Below are 18226 nucleotides of genomic sequence, written 5' to 3' on the forward strand. Positions count from 1 at the left end.
GATGTCCGTGATCATCTGAAGCGGGTGCGTGAATACAAGGAATTCTACGAAGGCGAAGGTGGCGCACGGGTCATGGGCGCCGTGGCCGGCATCCTGATCGATAAGGATGTCGATCGATTCGCCATGAATGAAGGGCTGTTCGTCATCGTCCAGTCCGGCGACAGCGTCACACTGGCCAATGAGAAAACGTTTATCCCACGGACCTGGTGACGATGCGTTTCCGCATGACCCCTGAGATCATGGTGTCTCGGCGACGGATCATGGAGGTACCCGGAGGCACCATCCACTTCCCGTCCAAACTTTGGCCTGAACCTGCCCTCACCTCGTCCCTCTCCCGGAGGGAGAGAGACGAGTGAAGAATCGCGCCGCTCACGGCTGCAAGACAAATACCAATCCCGACAAGGGAGGCAGACGCAGATTGAGCGAATAAGGACGGCCATGGGCCGGGATTTCCTCTGCCTGTACCTGTCCCTCGTTACCGACACCGCTGCCACAATACTCCTGGGCATCGCTGTTGATCCGCTCGATGTAGACCCCCGGCAGGGGAACCCCGATCCGATAATTGTCCCGGATGACCGGGGTGAAATTGCAGACGACGACCGCCACGCCAGAGCTGTTCCTGCTCCTGCGAATGTAGGAAATGACGCTCTGGTCGATGTCATGACAATCGATCCACTCGAAACCGCCCGGCTCGTGGTCGAGACCGTAAATATCGGCGTTGGATGAATAGAGCCGCCCAAGATCACGCACCAACTGCCAGACCCCACGATGAAAGGGAACATGGTCCAATAAATGCCAATCCAGACTGGTATCGTGGTTCCATTCCAATCCCTGACCGAATTCCATCCCCATGAACAGCAGTTTTTTGCCCGGATAGGTGAACATGAAGGTAAAATAGGTCCGCAGATTGGCAAAACGCTGCCACGGATCGCCCGACATCTTGTCCAACAGCGAGCGTTTGCCATGAACCACCTCGTCATGCGACAGCGAGAGAATGAAATTTTCACTGTAGCAGTAGAGCATGCCGAACGTCAGATTGTTCTGATGGTGCCGGCGATGCACCGGATCCTTGGCCATGTATTGCAACGTGTCATGCATCCATCCCATGTTCCACTTGAAGCCGAAGCCCAACCCCCCCATGCTCGTGGGTCGGGATACCATGGGCCAGGAGGTCGATTCCTCGGCGATGGTGATCGCGCCACGCCCCTGGGCATAAACCTGCTCGTTCAAGGAACGCAGGAAAGCGATGGCCCCCAGGTTTTCGTTGCCACCATAATAGTTGGGAATCCATTGCCCCGGCTGGCGACTGTAGTCGTTGTAGAGCATCGAAGCCACGGCATCGACCCTGAGCCCATCCAGATGATACTCCTTGATCCAGAACAAGGCGTTGGCCACCAGAAAATTGGTCACTTCCGTCCTGCCGAAGTTGTAGATCAGGGTGTTCCAATCCTGATGATACCCCTGCCTCGGGTCGTCGTGTTCATAGAGCGCAGTCCCATCGAACCGGCCCAGGCCATGGCCATCGGTCGGAAAATGCCCGGGAACCCAATCCATGAACACCCCGATGTTGGCGCGATGGAGGCGATCGACAAAATATTTGAAGTCGTCCGGAGTCCCGAACCGATGCGTCGGGGCATACATGCCGGTGGGCTGATACCCCCAGGACCCATCGAAAGGGTGTTCGGAAATCGGCAGAAGTTCAACGTGGGTGAAGCCCATTTCGCCCAGGTATTCCGCCAGATCGTCGGCCAGCTCCCGATAGGTCAGATAGCGGTTGTTCTCATTGGGGTTGCGTTTCCACGATCCCAGATGAATTTCATAGATCGCCATCGGTTTATGCAGTGGATCCCAGCCTTCGCGATCCCGCAACCATCCCTCGTCCTGCCACACATGGTCGCTCTTGCCCACGACGATGGAAGCGTTGCCCGGAGGGGCCTCGTTGGCGCGGCCATAGGGATCGGCCTTCAAGGGGAGCAGATCACCATAGGCCCCCTTGATTTCGTACTTGTACAGATCCCCGGGATGAACCGCAGGGACAAACAGTTCCCAGATGCCACATTCCACCCGCAAACGCATCGGATGGCGCCGGCCATCCCAATTGTTGAAACTTCCCACAACGCTGACCCGCCGCGCATTCGGCGCCCAAACCGCAAACAGCACCCCATCCACCCCGTCCAACGTCTGACAATGCGCCCCCAGACGATTGTAGATCTCCCAATGCCGTCCCTCGGAAAACAGATAGGCATCCATTTCCCCCAGAACCGTCCAGAACCGGTAGGAGTCCTCCATCTCCAGGGGACCATTGCCAAAATCGGCCCGAAAACGATAGCCGAACATCTCCTTGACGCCCCGGGGAATGGCGACGAACAATCCTTCGTCCCGTATCCGCGTCATCTCGCAGACCGTCTCCCCGGTGTCGCGCCGGATCACCGATACCGAGTGCGCCCCGGGCAGAAAGGCCCGCACACTCACTCCACCCGACGGAATCGGGTGCATCCCCAACGCCGAAAACGGGTCGCGGCAATCGCCATAGACAATCTGATCGATCTGGTGAGGGGCGAACAAAAATTCCATCACGTCATTCTTCATGCTTTCCATAGAAACTTTTCTCCCCGGTACGTCTTTGGAAGTTCAACCGGATCGTTTCACCCCTCCTCCGGCCCGACAGGACCGGAAACCGATTCCGAAACGATCCGCATCGCTTCGAAATCCCAGCCACGGGCAACCCGGTGGCCTTCTGGCAGTTGCATCCTGGTGAGGACGTTGACTCCGGTTCTTCGGAAAATCGCCACAAATAGCCCCCTAGCATATCAAGATATACGTCCGGATCCAATGGATTGCGTTCCTCGACCCGACATCCCAACCCAGGACCTCCTCCTTCAAGACACGCAGCCCTCCTCGGATTATCCTTTTCAGCACCGGGGAAAAAAGGTACCCTGTCTCTTAATGAACATCAGGTCAGAGGGGGCGCACCGTCTCAACATGAAAAAAAACAGACAACCCTGATGCCCGGTTTTGCCCTGGGTCATGTTTCGATCATCTCAACAGGAGTCGCGGTTCATGAGCATCTACGGCGTCAACCACATGTTTTCATCGGATATGGGACAGGCAGCGGCCCATGGACTGGCAGAACGGACCAAGGCCAACGCGAGCAAACATCAGATCGGCATTTTCGAATCCCTCGCCATCAACAGCATGGACATGATCTCCAAGGATACCACCCTTGCCTCCAGGGCCTACAAGGTCAGTCTTTCCGAAACGGCCGCCCGTCTCAGCACCCGCAAGGCGGGATTCTCGACCTCCCAGGCGGTATTCTGAGCATGAGACCCGCTCAGGCCTCTCCTTCGGTATCGATGATGGCGGCGGCAATGGCCTCCTCGGGGGTCTTTCCCCCCCAGAGCACCCATTGCAATGCCGGAAAAAACCGATCGGTCTCCTCCTGGATCGCCGACATGATGTCTTCGAGCTGCTCTTCCTTGAATTCACTGTTGCGCAAGGGAACCACGACCCGAAATACCGGAATCTGCTCCTCGCTCCAGATTTCAAAGTGCCCCAACCATACCCGCTCGTTCATCATGGCGATCAGATGACTGGCCCGCTGTAACTGACGCGGAGGAACCTTCAGGTTCAAATAACAGTTCATCTGGAGAAAACACGTATCGTCATGATAGACCGCCCACAGGCGCTCGCTGCCCCATTGACCGGGTATTTCGGCCCACAATTCAAATTCATTGGCCCGCTCGGCGCCCCAATCCTGGCGAATGACATAGTCTTCCACCAGACTGATGGGGTTGTGATGATCGGTATCGGAAAAAGAAAAGTCCACGTTGGACGATCCGCTCATGAATCCCTCTCGTGGGCCATCGACACGATGCCCTTCGGACGTGTACCACCACAGTCGCAGCCGCGACTCCCAATGTCCCAGACCCAAGCCAAGACCGAACCACATCTTGATCAAGGGGCCGGAACCAGGAATTGATTATCCCCAATGTGCCCAATGGGAGCAAGCGTTCTTAATTCGTAACGACCCAGCCCCCCACGGTTCGAGATTATTGAAAGAAAAAAGGGGTCTGGGGGATTGCCCCCAGGGTTTTGATTTTTCTCGCGTGGTTTTTGCGAGAAACCGCGGAAATTCGCTTCGGGTGAAAGGGCGCGTGGAAAAACAAAGTCAAAGTCAAAAACAAAACCCTGGGGGCAATCCCCCAGACCCCTTTTTTCTTTCAATAATCCTGGGCACTGGGGGGACCTGGGCAGTTCCTTTTTCCCTTGGGCCAACGATAAAACGCCGGGAAAGTTTCCCCTTCCCGGCGCCCTCCCATCACAAAATTCCAGTAACCAGAGACCCTCGCGAACTCACTTGGCGGAATCCTTGTTGTAATCCAACGCCGCCTGCTTTTTCAGACTGTCCAGCTTGAGATCATGATAAGCCTTGATCAGAAGCGGAAACATGTCGGTTTCGGAAGGATTTTCCTTGAAATATTGTTGATACATGTCCATGGCAGCCACGGTCAGCCCTTTTTCATCAAGGAAATTGGCCACGATAAACGCATCACCCGAAGTCGCCGCCTTGATCTCTTCCAACTTTTTGTTGAACTCGTCCAACGCCGGACCACCCAACCAGGTCAAGGTGCGGTCCCCCTTCGGCGAAAACACCGATACCCCATCCTTCACCACTTCGACCCGATACTTGTGGGCCCCCGGAGTCAAACCAGCCACCTTGTGCCGAACCATCTCGCCCTTGGCCGCGGGAACTTCGGTCCCCTTCTCGTCAATGATCAGACGATAGCTGTATTCCTCACCCATGTTGGCCCACACCAGATCGGGATGCGCCTCGGAAAGGGTGATTTCACGCGCGGTCATCAACTTGGGTTCCTTGTCCTTCTTGTCGACACTGCGACGCACCGTGGTATAGCGTTGGGCCTGATCAAGCCTTTGATTGAGGCTCGCAAGGATCGAATCGCCCGATTTCTGAGGCTCCGACAGGGTACCCGAAACCACCTTGATCGCCGCGGCGGTCACTTCGATTTCGCTGCTGGCGGCAAGATTCTGACTTGTGTTGGTGGCCTGGTTGACGATGGTGACCGACCCATCCGCTCCGGTACGAACCTTGGTACCGTCGAAGATGATCTTGTTGGAGGTGACTTTCTTCCAATCCTTGTCCTTGGAAACTTCCACCGTCCCCTTGACCTGGGTCAGCATCGCCACCGGCGGGGCAAGCGCCAGGGCTTGGCTGGCCAATCCGAATACAAAAACGGCCATCAGCAGGAAACTGTACTTGAACAGATGCGATTTCATGACCCTTCTCCAATGATGATGGTAATTGTTCATAAATGCGAGTGACGACCCCGGATCGTTCCTTGGGTCGCAAACGCGATTGAATCTCCGCCGCTATTTCCCGATCAACATGAACGCCGACCAGATGTAGGGATTGCTCCATTCGGAACTGCGTAACAGTTCCAGTTGCGATTCCCTCATGGCCGTCGCCACCGATTGACCGGTCATCAGTTTTCCATAGAACCGGGTCATCAGATTCTGGGTACCGGCATCACTCACCTCCCACAGCGAAGCGACAATCGATTGCACCCCAGCCTCGACAAATGCCCGCCGCAAGCCGTAAACCCCCTCCCCCTCGTGAATCTCACCCAACCCCGTCTCGCAGGCGCTCAGGACCGCAAGCTGTGTCCCTTCCAGATTGAGACCCAACACTTCAAGGGCCGTCAACACCCCATCGTTGACCGTATCCAGTTCGCCCAGAAAAGGGGCGTTGGAATTGATTCCGGCAAACGCCAGTCCCGCCCGCAGCAAGGGGTTGTCCCCGGGAGGAGGCAGGTGAAGATCGGCACCCCGTTGCAGTTTCAACAATCGTTTTTTCAGACTATCGTCGGGTTTGAGAAAGAACCCATGCGTGGCGACATGAATCATCCGCGGTGGCGTCTTGAGACTCTGCACCATCTTTTCCTGGGCATCGTTCTGGGTGAAGATCTGGTTGTTCTGCCCCTTCTCCCTGGCCTGGTCGATGATCAGCTTGCCCTCTTTTTCGGCGCCGGGAAGGGGATCGAAGTGCAGTCCGCGCATGCCGCCGCCCGCGCCACGCACCCCTTGAAGAACCGCTCCCGCCCGCTTTTTGCTGACTTCCGCCAATTGTACCGCATCCGCCACCTTTTTGGAATCATAATCGGGTCCGGCGATGACCATCATCTCCCCCTTGGCGGCGGGAATGTTGGACGGCAGAAGATCACGACTCGAAGAAAGAATCCGCAATTTGATCTTTTCGATCAGATAACGGTTGTCCGCATCGACCAGGGCATTGAAGGGAAGAATGTTGAGCATCCCGTCGGGAACCAGATAGATCTCTTCACGCGGCCCCAGGGCTTCCGCGATGGGTTTCCAGACAAGATCATACATCCTCTGCCCCACCTCCCGAACCTCCTCCTCCTCCATGTCCTCGCTCTGGATACTCGTCCGATATTCCACCACCCCTTTCTGAATTTCCTCCAGGTCCGGATAGACCACCAAATGAAATTGCGGCTTTCCCTCCTTGTGAACCAGAACACTCGCCATGAGCCGGCTCTTCCCCTCCTGGCCGAATACCAGAAAATCGACCAATGCCGCGTCGGCAGGAAGATTGGCGACGACCTGATCGACCGAATATTCAAGGATCGTATGCCGATAACGCTGGCTCGACTGTCCCAGGCGCCGTTCGATCTCCTCGACGGTGCTTTCGAGACGGTTGACCTTCTCCAGATGGTTGTCGTTGGGATCCGAGGTCGGTCCGGAAAGCGTCAGGGCAGCCAGTTCCTTGCGCGCCTGGATCAACCGCCCCGTCAATTCGTTCAGCGCCGGATCATTGGCAATCTGACTCACCTGCTGAATCTCGGAGGTGATCTTGAGGAGCAAACCCTTCCGTTGCAGGCTTGCGTTCAACACATCCCGCGCCGCCCGTTCCGCGGGCAGGCGGGTCAGGAGCGACAGATAGGCATTCAACTCGGGGGCATGCAACCGGACATAGCCTTCACGCGCATTCTCGTCCGCCACCCACAACATCCGGTTCAGAAAATCGGAACGCCGGTCGAACCCCTCGCGACGCAACGTCACCGCTTCCTCGATGTTTCCAGCGTCTTCCAGGACCCCCGCCAGGGTATTGCGGGTCTCGAAAGTGTAAGGATGTTCCTTGCCCAGGACCTCCTCATCCAGCTTGAGGGTCGCCTTGAGCACTTCGACCGCCTCCCGGGTCCGCTTCTGGGTCCGATACAACGCCCCCAGATCGTGCATCGTGCGCAACACATCGGGATGTTTTTCCCCCAGGGCCTCCTTGCGCAACGACAGCGCCCGGAGAAACAAGGTTTCGGCCTGCTTGAGATTCCCCCCCTTGTGCTCCACCCGCGCCAGGTTGTTCATCGCCTTGAGGGTTTTCTGATGTTTCTCCCCCAGATCCCCCTGCCAGACCGACAACACCCTTTGAAATTTCAGCCCCGCTTCCTTGTATTCGTCCTTCATCATGTGAAGGTAGGCCAGATTGTTGACAAAGGCGATGGTGTCGGGATGATTCGGCCCCAGTTTCGCCTCCGAAAGGGCAATAGCGCTGGTGTACAAGGCTTCCGCCTTCTCGAACACCCCCTGGCTCTCATGCAACAGGGCCAGGTTGTTCATGTTGGCCATCGTCGTCGGGTGATCTTTTCCCAAGATTTTCCGCGATACCTCCAGGGCCTGACGGAACAAAGGTTCCGCCTGATCGTACATTCCCGAATTTTCCAGCGTCATCGCCAGATTGTTCATCAGGGTGATCGTCGCCGGATGTTCGGAGCCAAGCATCCGGGTAAACCCGGTCAACGCCTCGCGATAGTTCTTCTCCGCCTCCAGATATTGCCCCATCCGCCGCCCGAGACCCGCCAGATTGTTCAACGTGGTCAGACGATTGGGATGCTCGGCCCCCAGGGTCGTGGTCTCGTGGTCGAGGATCTCCCGCGTCAGCGCGACCGCGTTTGCGAATTCACCCTGTTCCTCGAACACCTTGGCCAGATTGCCCTTGGCCATCATCCGCACCTCGGCCAGGGCGCCATCGGTCGTCTTGGCGATCACCCCCTCCAACTGGGCGCGGGCCTCCTTGAACCGCCCCCTCATGCGCAAGAGTTCCGCCTGGTCGGTCAGGGTCGTCAGAAGATCGGGATGGTTCTCCGGCAAGGCGGCGCGCTGCATCGCCAACGCCCGCTTGAAGGATGCCTCGGCATCGTCCAGCCGTCCCATCACCCCTTCCAGGACCGCCAGACGGTTGAAACACCATCCCGTCTCGGGATGTTTCTCCCCGGCACTCTTGAGAAATTCACCACAAATATTGCTCAGTGCGGGATGGGCCTGGTCGTAGAGCCCCTGATTCTGAAGGTCGAGCGTCTGGTTGAGTCTCAGGGAAAGATTGGCCAGAGGGTCGGCGGGCGCCGCTTCGGTCCCCTGTTTGAGCCGGGCCAACTGCTCCTGGAGTTCGGCAATCTGTTTGCCGTCGGGATTTTTGGCCTTTGTCGCCAGTTCCATCGCCCGTTCCAGCAGACGCACCCCGTCGGGGTGCCCACCCGCCGCCGCCAATCCATACCATTTGGCCGCTTCCGTCGGATCCTGGGCAACCCCCTGCCCGGTATCGTAGAGAATTCCCAAATGCTTGCACGCCCCGGGATGCCCGTGCCCCGCCGCCTTGCGAAACCACGCGACCGCCTGGACGATGTCCTGTTCCTTCCGCGCCCCCATGTACAGCAATATCCCAAGGCTCGCCTGCGCCTCCACATGATCCTGCGCGGCAGCCTTCTCGAACCAATGCCGCGCCTGCGCCGCATCCCCCTTGTCACCCGTCCCCAGATAATACATGTTGCCCAGCCGGAACTGCGCCTCGGCATCGCCCCCTTCCGCCTTTTTCTTCAATTCCTCGATCTGACCGGGACCCATCGCCTCCCTGGAGGCCTCCGGTTTGGACACACCCTCCCTGGCCCCCTCGGGCACTGCCACGGAAGTTCCCTCCCCCGAAAGGGCATGGCCAGGACCCATGACGATTCCCACCAGCAGAATCGCTCCGAGAAACCCGACAAACAAAAGATGCGTAGCGTGTCTGTTTTTCATCATGATGACCGGATCGTGGCTGGTGAACGATTTCGATTGGCCCGGAAGCGGATCCATGCGGCCAAGGGGCGCAAACCAAGGTTCCAAAAATCATTGCAACAGGGCAATTTCAACGAACCACGACCGAAAAGTCAATAAAAAATGATCCATTTTTCCAACTGTTTCAAAGAAACCGGTTTCCATGATCCTTTGTCATCATCATTCGTCACATCCGTCACATAGCGTCACATAGTACATCAGGTACAACCTGGTTTGCCAGCGTCGGCTCATGCGCAACAAGAATCTCAAATATTGCCGCGGATAATACTCGAAATGCGCGGGAACACAAAATACATGAATATCGGATCACCTCCTGAAACAACGTCCATCGGCAATAATCGCACACCAAAAAAAAGGTACCGATATTTTCAAACCGTGGTCGGCATGCTATAGTGAACGGGTGTCAATATCCGTGCCGACATCGGGATCGTTTTTTCGGACCGATTCGGGGAGGCCTCGGCCAGGGAACAACCTTTACGATCGATCGCAAAGAAAGTCAAAACAATGGGCGTGGAAACGATCAAGAAAATACCCGTCAGCGAGCTCAGGCCAGGGATGCACGTCACCGATTTCAACCATGACTGGCATGACCCGTGCTGCGCAGACCGTGATCCCAACGCCTTTCGTGGCCCCAGGCTTCTGCGCTCCGAGGCCGAGGTCCAGGCGGTCATCAATCATGGCATCCGCGAGGTCTACATCGACATCGCCAAAGGCGCCGATGCCGAGGGAACCCGGATCGACTCGGTCGAAAAAGCCTTGTCGGAACAACTCATGGCCCTCGACGACGACGAGGAATTGAAATTCAAGGGCAGCATACCCAAACCCTTCGAGGAAGAACTGTCCGGGGCCGCCGAGGTCAAGACCCAGGCCCGCCGCATCGTCGGCGATGTCCTCGCCGACGCCCGCCTCGGAAAACAGGTCACCCTGGGGCCGGTCCAGGACGCGGTCCGGGGAATGGCCGAATCGATGTTCCGCAACCCCGACGCCATCCTGAGTCTGAGCCTGATCAAAAAACGTGATGAATATACATTCATGCATTCGGTCAACGTCGGTGTTTTTCTCATGTCGTTCTGCCGCGCCCTGGAAATGGAAGAGGAAACCATCATCAAGGTCGGAGTCGGCGGCATGTTGCACGACATCGGCAAAATGCGCACTCCCGAACGGGTCCTCAACAAGGCGGGAAAACTCACCGACGAGGAATTCCTCGTCATGAAGCAGCATGTCACCTTCAGCCGGCAGATCCTGGAACACACCCCCGGCATCGCCGAAATCAGCATCTATGTCGCGGCCCAACATCATGAACGGTTCGACGGAACCGGATATCCCAAGGGGCTCAAAGGAGACGGAATCAACGAATTCGGACAGATGGCCGCCATCGTCGATGTCTACGACGCCATCACCTCCGACCGCGTCTACCACAAGGGCAACCCGCCGCACGTCGCCCTGAAACGAATGCTCGACTGGTCGAAAAACCATTTCAATCCGCAACTCTATCAAAAATTCGTCCAGTGCGTCGGCATCTACCCGATCGGTACCCTGGTCCGGCTGGAAAACCATCTGATCGGAGTGGTCATCCGTTCCAACATGGAAAGCCTGTTGCACCCGTTCATCAAGATCATCATCGACGGTCGGGCCGGGAAAAAAATAAAACCATTCGATCTCGACCTGATGGATCACATCAAGGACACCACAAAGGGCTATCGGATCATCCGCTCCGAACCGATGGAAAAGTGGAATGTCGATCCCAGGCAATTCATGCCCAAACCGGAACTGTTCCAATGACCACCACCTTCGATTTCAGTCTGAAAACAAGCAACCCGATCCGGTCGGCATTTTTTTCTCAAGCCCAGGACCGGACAGACCGATGAATACCCCAAGAGACGTTTTCTCAAGGTTCATCGAGGGAAGTGTCATGGAAACGAACACAATCAACATGTCAGTCGGTAACGCGCTTCATTTGGTTCAACCTGCCGTCGAAAATCCAAAATCGAACCAGGGAGTGGTTCGGACGGCGAATGTAAATGTACAGGAGACAAAAAACACCCGCATGCCCGCGGACGATGTCGATCTGGTCGGACTCGAATCCATTTCCCAGGCCTTCAAGCTGTTGGGAAAAACCGAGCCGCTTCCGGTACCCGAGCCGGTGTACCGGGCCATCCGGCAACTGGCGCGCGATGTCCTGGAGGGATTGCCGGACGGCAGCGTCAGCGTCCATTGAGCGCCCCTCCGGGATGGGGCGGACAACCTTGCAACCATGCGGCCCGAGTGCCGGCACAAAATGATTCGCAACGCCCCTTCGGAAACCCGGTCTCTTCGCCGGGGGCCTGGAAGGTGGACCGGATGCGACAAATGAGGCCAGGACGGTGCAGTTCCTCTTGAGGCAACTTGAGGGTTGAGGCATCGTGGGCCTTGAAAACGCTGGAATCAGACCAGGCGGGACGATGTTTGGAATCGTCCCGCTTTTTCTTTTTGGGATGGACATGGCATAAAATCGCTGCCAAATTGACGAGGACGGTTTTCCGGATCGGCCGGGACCGGTAATCGGTCAAGGGTGGCACATGGACCAGGACAGTCGCATCTTTGTGGCGGGACATCGTGGCTTGGTGGGCGGGGCCATTGTCAGGAGACTGGTCGCGGCGGGGTACGAGCGTCTCCTGCTTCGTTCCCGCAGTGAATTGGATCTGACGTGTCAGGAGGCGGTCCACCGTTTTTTCGCCGAGACTCGTCCCGACTTCGTGTTTCTGGCCGCCGCCAAGGTTGGTGGCATTCATGCCAATTCCACCTATCCGGTCCAGTTTATTCAGGACAATCTGCAGATTCAAAGCAACTGCATGGAGGCGGCGCATCGTTATGGGGTGAAGAAATTTCTTTTCCTGGGTTCTTCCTGCATCTATCCTCGCGATGCGCCGCAACCCTTGCGTGAAGAGGCCCTTCTTGCCGGTCCCCTGGAGCCGACCAATCAGTGGTATGCCATCGCCAAGATCGCCGGCATTCGCCTGGCCCAAAGTTATCGCCGTCAGTATGGATTCAATGCCATCAGTCTCATGCCGACCAATGTGTATGGTCCGGGAGACAATTTCCACCTTGAAAACGCCCATGTGTTGCCGGCATTGCTGCGCCGGATGCATGAAGCCCGGTGCGCGGGAGCGGCAAAGGTGGTGATCTGGGGAACGGGACGGGCGCGGCGCGAATTTCTCCATGTCGATGATCTTGCCGATGCCGTTTTGTTCCTGATGCGCCACTATGATTCGGAGGAGATCATCAACGTTGGTGTGGGCGAAGACTTGACGATTTCGGAATTGGCCCATCTGATCCGGGACATCGTCGGCTTCGATGGGGCGCTCGAATTCGACACGTCGAAACCCGATGGCATGCCGGTCAAACGTTTGGAGGTCGCACGGGTACAGGGGTTGGGATGGCGGGCGAAAACTCCCTTGCGGGAGGGCATCGCCGCGACCTATCGATGGTTTCTGGATCATCAGGATTCTTTTCGAAACTGAAAAGAAAAAGTAACTTTATCTATCAGGAGATGGATTCCTCCCTTGACGATCTTCGCCCTGTTCGCCACCACCCCCCAGGGAACCGAAGCCCTCCTGGGACGGGAACTCAAAACCCTCGGCGCCCGCAACATACGCCCCGCCCAGGGAGGCGTCGCGTTCGAGGGAACCCTGGAAACCATCTGCCACGTCGTTTTATGGTCCCGTGTCGCCTCGCGATTGTTGCTGCCCCTGGCCCGTTTTCGCATCACCTCGGCGGATGATCTGCACGCCGAGGTCATCCAACTGCCCTGGGAAGACCATCTGCGCCTCGGCGACACCTTCGCGGTCGATTTTTTCGGGACCGGCCAGGGAATTCGTCACACCCACTTCGGCGGCCTGAAGGTCAAGGATGCCATCGTCGATCGCTTCCGCGACAGAAGCGGCCAACGCCCTTCGGTCCGTCCCGAACGGCCCGAGGTACGCATCCACTGCCGACTGCGCGAAGGCAAGGTCATGATCGCCATCGACCTGTCGGGAGAAAGTTTGCACCGCCGCGGCTACCGCCACCAACCCGGAGAAGCCCCCCTCAAGGAAAACCTGGCCGCGGCGATTCTTCTCCTGTCAGGCTGGCCCGAACGGGCCCGTGAAGGAGAACCCTTTCTCGATCCCATGTGCGGCGCCGGCACCCTGGCCATCGAAGCGGCGCTGATGGCGGGAGACGGTCCGCCGGGATTGTTTCGCGACTACCATGGATTCACCGGATGGATCCCCATGGACCCGGCCATCTGGCGGCGCGCCCACGAAGAAGGACGGGAACGGTTTCGCGCGGGACGGGAACATCTGCCCGCCATCGTCGGCCTGGACAGCCACCCCGGGGCGATCCATGCCGCCAACGCCAACGCCGCCCGGGCCGGACTCGAAGGACGAATCCGCTTTGCCTGCCAACCACTGGAACACCTGGCGCGGGAATCGGCGCCCGCCAGACCCGGCCTGCTGGCGACCAATCCGCCCTACGGCGTCCGCATGGGGGTGACCGACGCGGTCCAGACACTGCATCAACGACTGGGAGCGCTGATCCAGCGCCATTTTTTCGATTGGCACCGAGCCATCTTCACCGGACTGGAAACCGCCGACCAGGCCCTCGGACTGACCGCCCGGCACAAGGACCCCCTGTTCAACGGGGCCATTGCCTGCCACCTGTTACATTTTCCCCCCGAGGTCGCCCTCCCGGACGCCGGCACGGTACCGAATCAGCCGGTGGACCCGACCGTCGAGCAACAGCGCTGGCCATCAAGCACGGCAAACCCGGGCAAACGACACGAGGAAGATGTATCCGCCCTGGTCAACCGCCTCCGAAAAAACAAGAAGAAACTGGAAGGGTGGCTCCGAAAAGAGGACATTTCCTGTTACCGCCTCTATGACGCCGATATTCCCGAATTCGCCCTGGCCATCGACATCTATGGCCCGGCGGTCCACCTTCAGGAATACCTCCCCCCCCGTTCGGTCGATCCGGAGCGGGCACGGGAACGTCTGCGGCTGGCATTCTCGGCCATCCCCGAGGTCCTGGGATGCCGACCCGACATGGTTTTTCTCAAGACCCGACAACGGGGACAAGGGGGGGCGCGGTATGGAGTCCTGCAACGCAAGGAACAGTATCTGGAAGTGACGGAGGGCAACCTTCATTTTCTGGTCAATCTTGAAGACCGACTGGATACCGGTCTGTTCCTCGATTTTCGCCGGGTCCGCGGCCTGATTCGCAAACATGCGCACGGTGTCCGGTTTCTCAACCTGTTCGGCTACACCGGCACGGCGACCGTCTACGCTGCCGCCGGCGGGGCGATCACGACCCTGACGGTAGACCTGTCGAATCGTTATCTCGAATGGGCGAAAAGGAACATGGAACGCAACGGATTCACCGGTCCCGGTCACCGATTCATACGCGCCGACTGCCTCGAATGGCTGGCCCGGACCCACGACCGCTTCGACCTGATCCTCCTGGATCCCCCCAGTTTTTCCAACTCCAAAGGGATGGCCCGCCCCTTGAATCTACAGACCGAACACGTTGCCCTGATCCTGCAAACCGCCGCCCGTCTGAACCCCGGAGGCACACTGTTGTTCGCCACCAATTTTCAAAGGTTCAAGCTGGACGAGGCCGCCTTGAGTCCCACCCTGGAGATCCATAATCTCGGCCACGAAACCCTTTCCCCCGACTTTTCCCGACATCCCGGCATCCACCGCGTGTGGAAGTTGATCCGGAGGAGAAAAAAATAGGGTTTGAATCCTTTTTTTTTTTCGGTATGGTGTGCTGCACGATGTCATCGCAGGCCGATGGAACATGGAATGAACAACCCAACTTCGATGTCGAAGGAGTCCCCATGAATTCGAAGAACAAGTTTCGACTGGTCACCCGGAGCGATTTCGACGGTCTGGTCTGCGCCGTCATCCTCAAGGAACTGGACATGATCGACGAGATCAAGTTCGTCCACCCCAAGGACATGCAGGATGGCAAGATCGACATCAACAACCGCGACATTTCCACCAATCTGCCTTACGTTGATGGCGTCTACCTTGCCTTCGACCATCACCTGAGCGAAACCATCCGCCGCGGCGGCAGAAAACCCGACAACCATGTCATCGACCCCAAAGCCCCATCCGCCGCCCGGGTCGTCTACGATTATTATGGCGGCGCGACCGCGCTTCCCCGGATCAGCCACGACATGATGGAAGCCGTGGACAAGGGCGACGCCGCCCAGTTTTCCCGCGAGGAAATCCTCAATCCCACCGGCTGGGTGTTGATGAACTTTTTGATGGATGCCCGAACCGGACTGGGACGGTTTCGCAATTTTACCGTATCCAACTACCAGTTGATGATGCAGTTGATCGACTATTGCCGCGACAAATCGATCGATGACATCCTCCAACTTCCCGATGTCAAGGAGCGTGTCGAGATTTATTTCGAACACGAAAAAAAATTCAGGCAACAGGTTCAGGATTGCGCCCAGGTTCATGAAAACCTGGTGGTCCTCGATTTGCGTCAGGAGGAGACAATCTGGGCAGGCAATCGTTTCATGATCTATGCCCTGTATCCCCAATGCAACATATCGATTCACGTCCTTTGGGGCTTTCAGAAACAAAATACCGTCTTTGCCATCGGCAAATCGATTCTCAAACGTGATTCCAACACCAATGTCGGCGAATTGGCCCTGGCCTACGGCGGTGGCGGTCATCGCAACGCCGGCACCTGCCAGATCGACAACGACAAGGCGGATGATGTGCTCAAGGACCTGATCGCCCGCATCAACGCCGACGGTTGAAAAGATAGAAACGATCATCATCCTTGGGACTCTTGTACGTAAACTTCTTCTACAAGGTCCCGCCAACAGGCATGGACGCCTTATTTTTTCATGCACAACACTTTTCTTTTCGAGCTTCTGGTCATTTTTTCGCTTTCGGTCGCGGTGGTCTATCTGTGCCACCGCTTTCGCATCGCCCCCATCCTGGGCTTTCTGATCACCGGAGTGGTTGCGGGTCCCCATGGGTTGACCCTGGTCTCCTCGGTGCGGCAGGTCGAGGAACTGGCGGAAATCGGGGTGATGCTGCTCTTGTTCACCATCGGGCTGGAACTGTCGCTTTCGAAAATTCTGGAAATGAGACGCTCCGTGTTTCTGGGTGGCGGGCTCCAGGTGCTTTTGACGACCCTGTGCGCCGGGGCCATCGCCTGGCACTTGGCCATTCCCCTCAACCATGCCCTCTTCATCGGCTTTCTGGTCACCCTGAGCAGCACCGCCATCGTGCTCAAGATTCTGCAACAGCGGGGCGAAACGGGTTCGACGTTTGGCGGCATCGCCGTGGGCATCCTGATCTTTCAGGATCTTGTCGTCGTCCCCATGCTCCTGTCCATCCCCCTTCTGGCGGGAACCTCTGCCCATCCCTTTCAGGAAATCGCCCTTTTTCTCGTCAAATCCGCCCTGATCGGCCTGCTTCTCTGGTTTGGCGTCCGACGCCTGATCGGCACCCTGCTCTTTCGCGTCGTCCGGCAACGGGATCCGGAACTGTTCATCCTCACCGTCATCGTCATCGGCCTCGGAGTTGCCTGGCTGACCTCCGTGGCGCAACTGTCGCTCGCCCTCGGGGCGTTTCTGGCAGGGTTGATCATCTCTGAATCTGAATTCGGCCATCAGGCCTTCGCCTCCATTCTTCCGTTCCGCGACATCTTCACGAGTCTTTTCTTCGTCTCGGTAGGCATGTTGCTGGATTTTCAATTTCTCCTGAACCACCTCGGCGAAATCACCATCGTCGCCGCCGTGGTCATCGGCATGAAAATGCTCCTCGCCTTCGGTTCGACACTGATCGCGGGGGCCGGATTTGCCGCTTCGGTCTCGGTGGGCCTGGCCCTGGCCCAGGTCGGCGAGTTTTCCTTCGTTCTCGCCAAGGAAGGAATGTCCCAAGGATTGCTGTCACCGATGAGCCATCAGTTTTTCCTCGCCGTATCGATTCTCACGATGGCACTCGCGCCCAACCTGGTGCAACGCTCGGGAGGGCTCGGTCGAAAACTGGCGCAATGGCCCGTGTTTCGCCGCATTGCCGTGGGCAGGCCCGGCCCGGTGACAACCGGCAATCCTCTGTGCAACCACCTTCTCATCATCGGCTACGGGGAAAACGGTCAGGCCGCCACCCTTCTGTCGCGCCGCCATGGCATTCCCCACCTGATCCTCGAAACCAACCCCGAAACCGTGCGTCGCGAAGCGGCCAACGGCACCCCCATTCATTTCGGCGACGCCACCCAGGCCACCGTCCTGCAACACGCAGGCATTCTCGATGCCAAAGCCATCCTGATCACCATCCCCGATGCCACCGCCACCCGCAACATCGTCGCCACCGCACGCCATCTGCGCTCCGATCTCAACATTGTCGCCCGCTCCAACTTCGTCACCGAGGTCGCCGAACTCGAAACCCTCGGGGCCGACCATGTCATCTCCCTGCAACTGGAAGCCTCCGTCGCCCTGTGCCACAAGGTGTTCACCAATTTCAACATCGCCCCCACCGCCCTGGCCCGCGACCTCGAAGACGTTCGCGCCAACCGTATCCTTCACCCGGACATCCCGCCTCTCGTCCATTGATTCCTTCAGGCGGCAAGGGCATCATTATGGTGGACCCCAGAAATGCGACAGTTGGTTAAGCTACAATTCCTCTCAAAGTTGAAGGTTGATCGGATTTCAAGGAAGACCAACAAAAGTGAAACAACGGCGGTTGATCAGTTTCGACTGGGCCTTGAAACGCCTGCTGCGCAGCAAGGCCAATTTCGAGATCCTGGAAGGGTTCCTGAGCGAACTTCTCCGGGACGATGTGCGTATCATGGAGGTTCTGGAAAGTGAAGGCAACCAAGAGTCCCGCAACGATAAATTCAACCGGGTGGATCTCAAGGTCAAGAATGGCCGAAACGAGGTCATCATCATTGAGTTGCAGTACGAACGGGAATGGGACTACCTGCAACGCCTGTTGTACGGCACTGCCAAGGCCATTACCGAACACATGACAGAAGGCAAGCCTTACGCCAGTGTCATCAAGGTCATCACCATCAGCATTCTCTACTTCGATCTGGGGCG

Annotated in this window: 13 protein-coding genes; 9 read left to right on the forward strand and 4 right to left on the reverse strand. The window is 57.5% G+C overall.

Translation table 11 applies throughout. The annotated features are described in order from the left end of the window. A partial coding sequence (locus HQL76_16645; protein ID MBF0110796.1) for a DUF3782 domain-containing protein occupies window positions 1-210 on the forward strand: 210 nt, incomplete at its 5' end. A gap of 159 nt (window positions 211-369) precedes the next feature. Here HQL76_16645 and glgB read toward each other — a convergent pair. Continuing rightward, window positions 370-2574: a 1,4-alpha-glucan branching protein GlgB gene (gene glgB, locus HQL76_16650; GenBank protein MBF0110797.1), complete on the reverse strand. Its 2205-nt coding sequence runs from the start codon at window positions 2572-2574 to the stop codon at window positions 370-372. Window positions 2575-3060: 486 nt separating this feature from the next. Here glgB and HQL76_16655 point away from each other — a divergent pair, with 486 nt between their 5' ends. After that, window positions 3061-3318: a hypothetical protein gene (locus HQL76_16655; GenBank protein MBF0110798.1), complete on the forward strand. Its 258-nt coding sequence runs from the start codon at window positions 3061-3063 to the stop codon at window positions 3316-3318. A 13-nt stretch (window positions 3319-3331) separates the two neighbouring features. Here HQL76_16655 and HQL76_16660 read toward each other — a convergent pair whose 3' ends face one another. From HQL76_16660 to HQL76_16670, 3 genes are all read right to left on the reverse strand, one after another. After that, entirely contained in the window at window positions 3332-3958 is a 627-nt protein-coding gene (locus tag HQL76_16660; GenBank protein MBF0110799.1) for a YbjN domain-containing protein, read from the reverse strand. Between the two features lie 395 nt (window positions 3959-4353). After that, window positions 4354-5295, reverse strand: a complete 942-nt coding sequence (locus tag HQL76_16665) for a hypothetical protein (protein MBF0110800.1) — start codon at window positions 5293-5295, stop codon at window positions 4354-4356. Window positions 5296-5388: 93 nt separating this feature from the next. Then, window positions 5389-9105: a tetratricopeptide repeat protein gene (locus HQL76_16670; GenBank protein ID MBF0110801.1), complete on the reverse strand. Its 3717-nt coding sequence runs from the start codon at window positions 9103-9105 to the stop codon at window positions 5389-5391. Window positions 9106-9645: 540 nt separating this feature from the next. On the opposite strand from HQL76_16670, the gene HQL76_16675 reads away from it, so the two are divergent. From HQL76_16675 to HQL76_16705, 7 genes are all read left to right on the forward strand, one after another. Continuing rightward, window positions 9646-10923: an HD-GYP domain-containing protein gene (locus HQL76_16675; protein MBF0110802.1), complete on the forward strand. Its 1278-nt coding sequence runs from the start codon at window positions 9646-9648 to the stop codon at window positions 10921-10923. A gap of 265 nt (window positions 10924-11188) precedes the next feature. Then, window positions 11189-11359: a hypothetical protein gene (locus HQL76_16680; GenBank protein ID MBF0110803.1), complete on the forward strand. Its 171-nt coding sequence runs from the start codon at window positions 11189-11191 to the stop codon at window positions 11357-11359. 340 nt (window positions 11360-11699) lie between these two features. Continuing rightward, on the forward strand, window positions 11700-12641 hold the full coding sequence (locus HQL76_16685) for a GDP-L-fucose synthase (protein MBF0110804.1): 942 nt from the start codon (window positions 11700-11702) through the stop codon (window positions 12639-12641). A 42-nt stretch (window positions 12642-12683) separates the two neighbouring features. Then, the gene (gene rlmKL, locus HQL76_16690) at window positions 12684-14891 is read left to right on the forward strand and encodes a bifunctional 23S rRNA (guanine(2069)-N(7))-methyltransferase RlmK/23S rRNA (guanine(2445)-N(2))-methyltransferase RlmL (GenBank protein MBF0110805.1); all 2208 of its coding nucleotides are present in this window, start codon (window positions 12684-12686) and stop codon (window positions 14889-14891) included. Window positions 14892-14995: 104 nt separating this feature from the next. Further along, window positions 14996-15934 carry an exopolyphosphatase gene (locus HQL76_16695; protein MBF0110806.1) on the forward strand — a complete coding sequence of 313 codons (939 nt, stop codon included), beginning with the start codon at window positions 14996-14998 and terminating at the stop codon, window positions 15932-15934. Window positions 15935-16024: 90 nt separating this feature from the next. After that, window positions 16025-17740: a cation:proton antiporter gene (locus tag HQL76_16700; GenBank protein ID MBF0110807.1), complete on the forward strand. Its 1716-nt coding sequence runs from the start codon at window positions 16025-16027 to the stop codon at window positions 17738-17740. 115 nt (window positions 17741-17855) lie between these two features. After that, window positions 17856-18226: PD-(D/E)XK nuclease family transposase (locus tag HQL76_16705; GenBank protein MBF0110808.1), on the forward strand; the 371-nt coding region annotated here is incomplete at its 3' end.

This window comes from Magnetococcales bacterium, from assembly GCA_015228815.1.
In the GTDB taxonomy this organism is placed as follows: domain Bacteria; phylum Pseudomonadota; class Magnetococcia; order Magnetococcales; family UBA8363; genus UBA8363.

Bases quoted from the DNA above. Each gene is read 5' to 3' on its own strand.
- HQL76_16655 (MBF0110798.1), top strand. From the start codon at position 3,061: ATGAGCATCTACGGCGTCAACCACATGTTTTCATCGGATATGGGACAG.
- HQL76_16685 (MBF0110804.1), top strand. From the start codon at position 11,700: ATGGACCAGGACAGTCGCATCTTTGTGGCGGGACATCGTGGCTTGGTG.
- HQL76_16665 (MBF0110800.1), bottom strand. From the start codon at position 5,295: ATGAAATCGCATCTGTTCAAGTACAGTTTCCTGCTGATGGCCGTTTTT.
- HQL76_16700 (MBF0110807.1), top strand. From the start codon at position 16,025: ATGCACAACACTTTTCTTTTCGAGCTTCTGGTCATTTTTTCGCTTTCG.
- glgB (MBF0110797.1), bottom strand. From the start codon at position 2,574: ATGGAATTTTTGTTCGCCCCTCACCAGATCGATCAGATTGTCTATGGC.
- HQL76_16670 (MBF0110801.1), bottom strand. From the start codon at position 9,105: ATGATGAAAAACAGACACGCTACGCATCTTTTGTTTGTCGGGTTTCTC.
- HQL76_16680 (MBF0110803.1), top strand. From the start codon at position 11,189: ATGCCCGCGGACGATGTCGATCTGGTCGGACTCGAATCCATTTCCCAG.
- HQL76_16675 (MBF0110802.1), top strand. From the start codon at position 9,646: ATGGGCGTGGAAACGATCAAGAAAATACCCGTCAGCGAGCTCAGGCCA.
- HQL76_16695 (MBF0110806.1), top strand. From the start codon at position 14,996: ATGAATTCGAAGAACAAGTTTCGACTGGTCACCCGGAGCGATTTCGAC.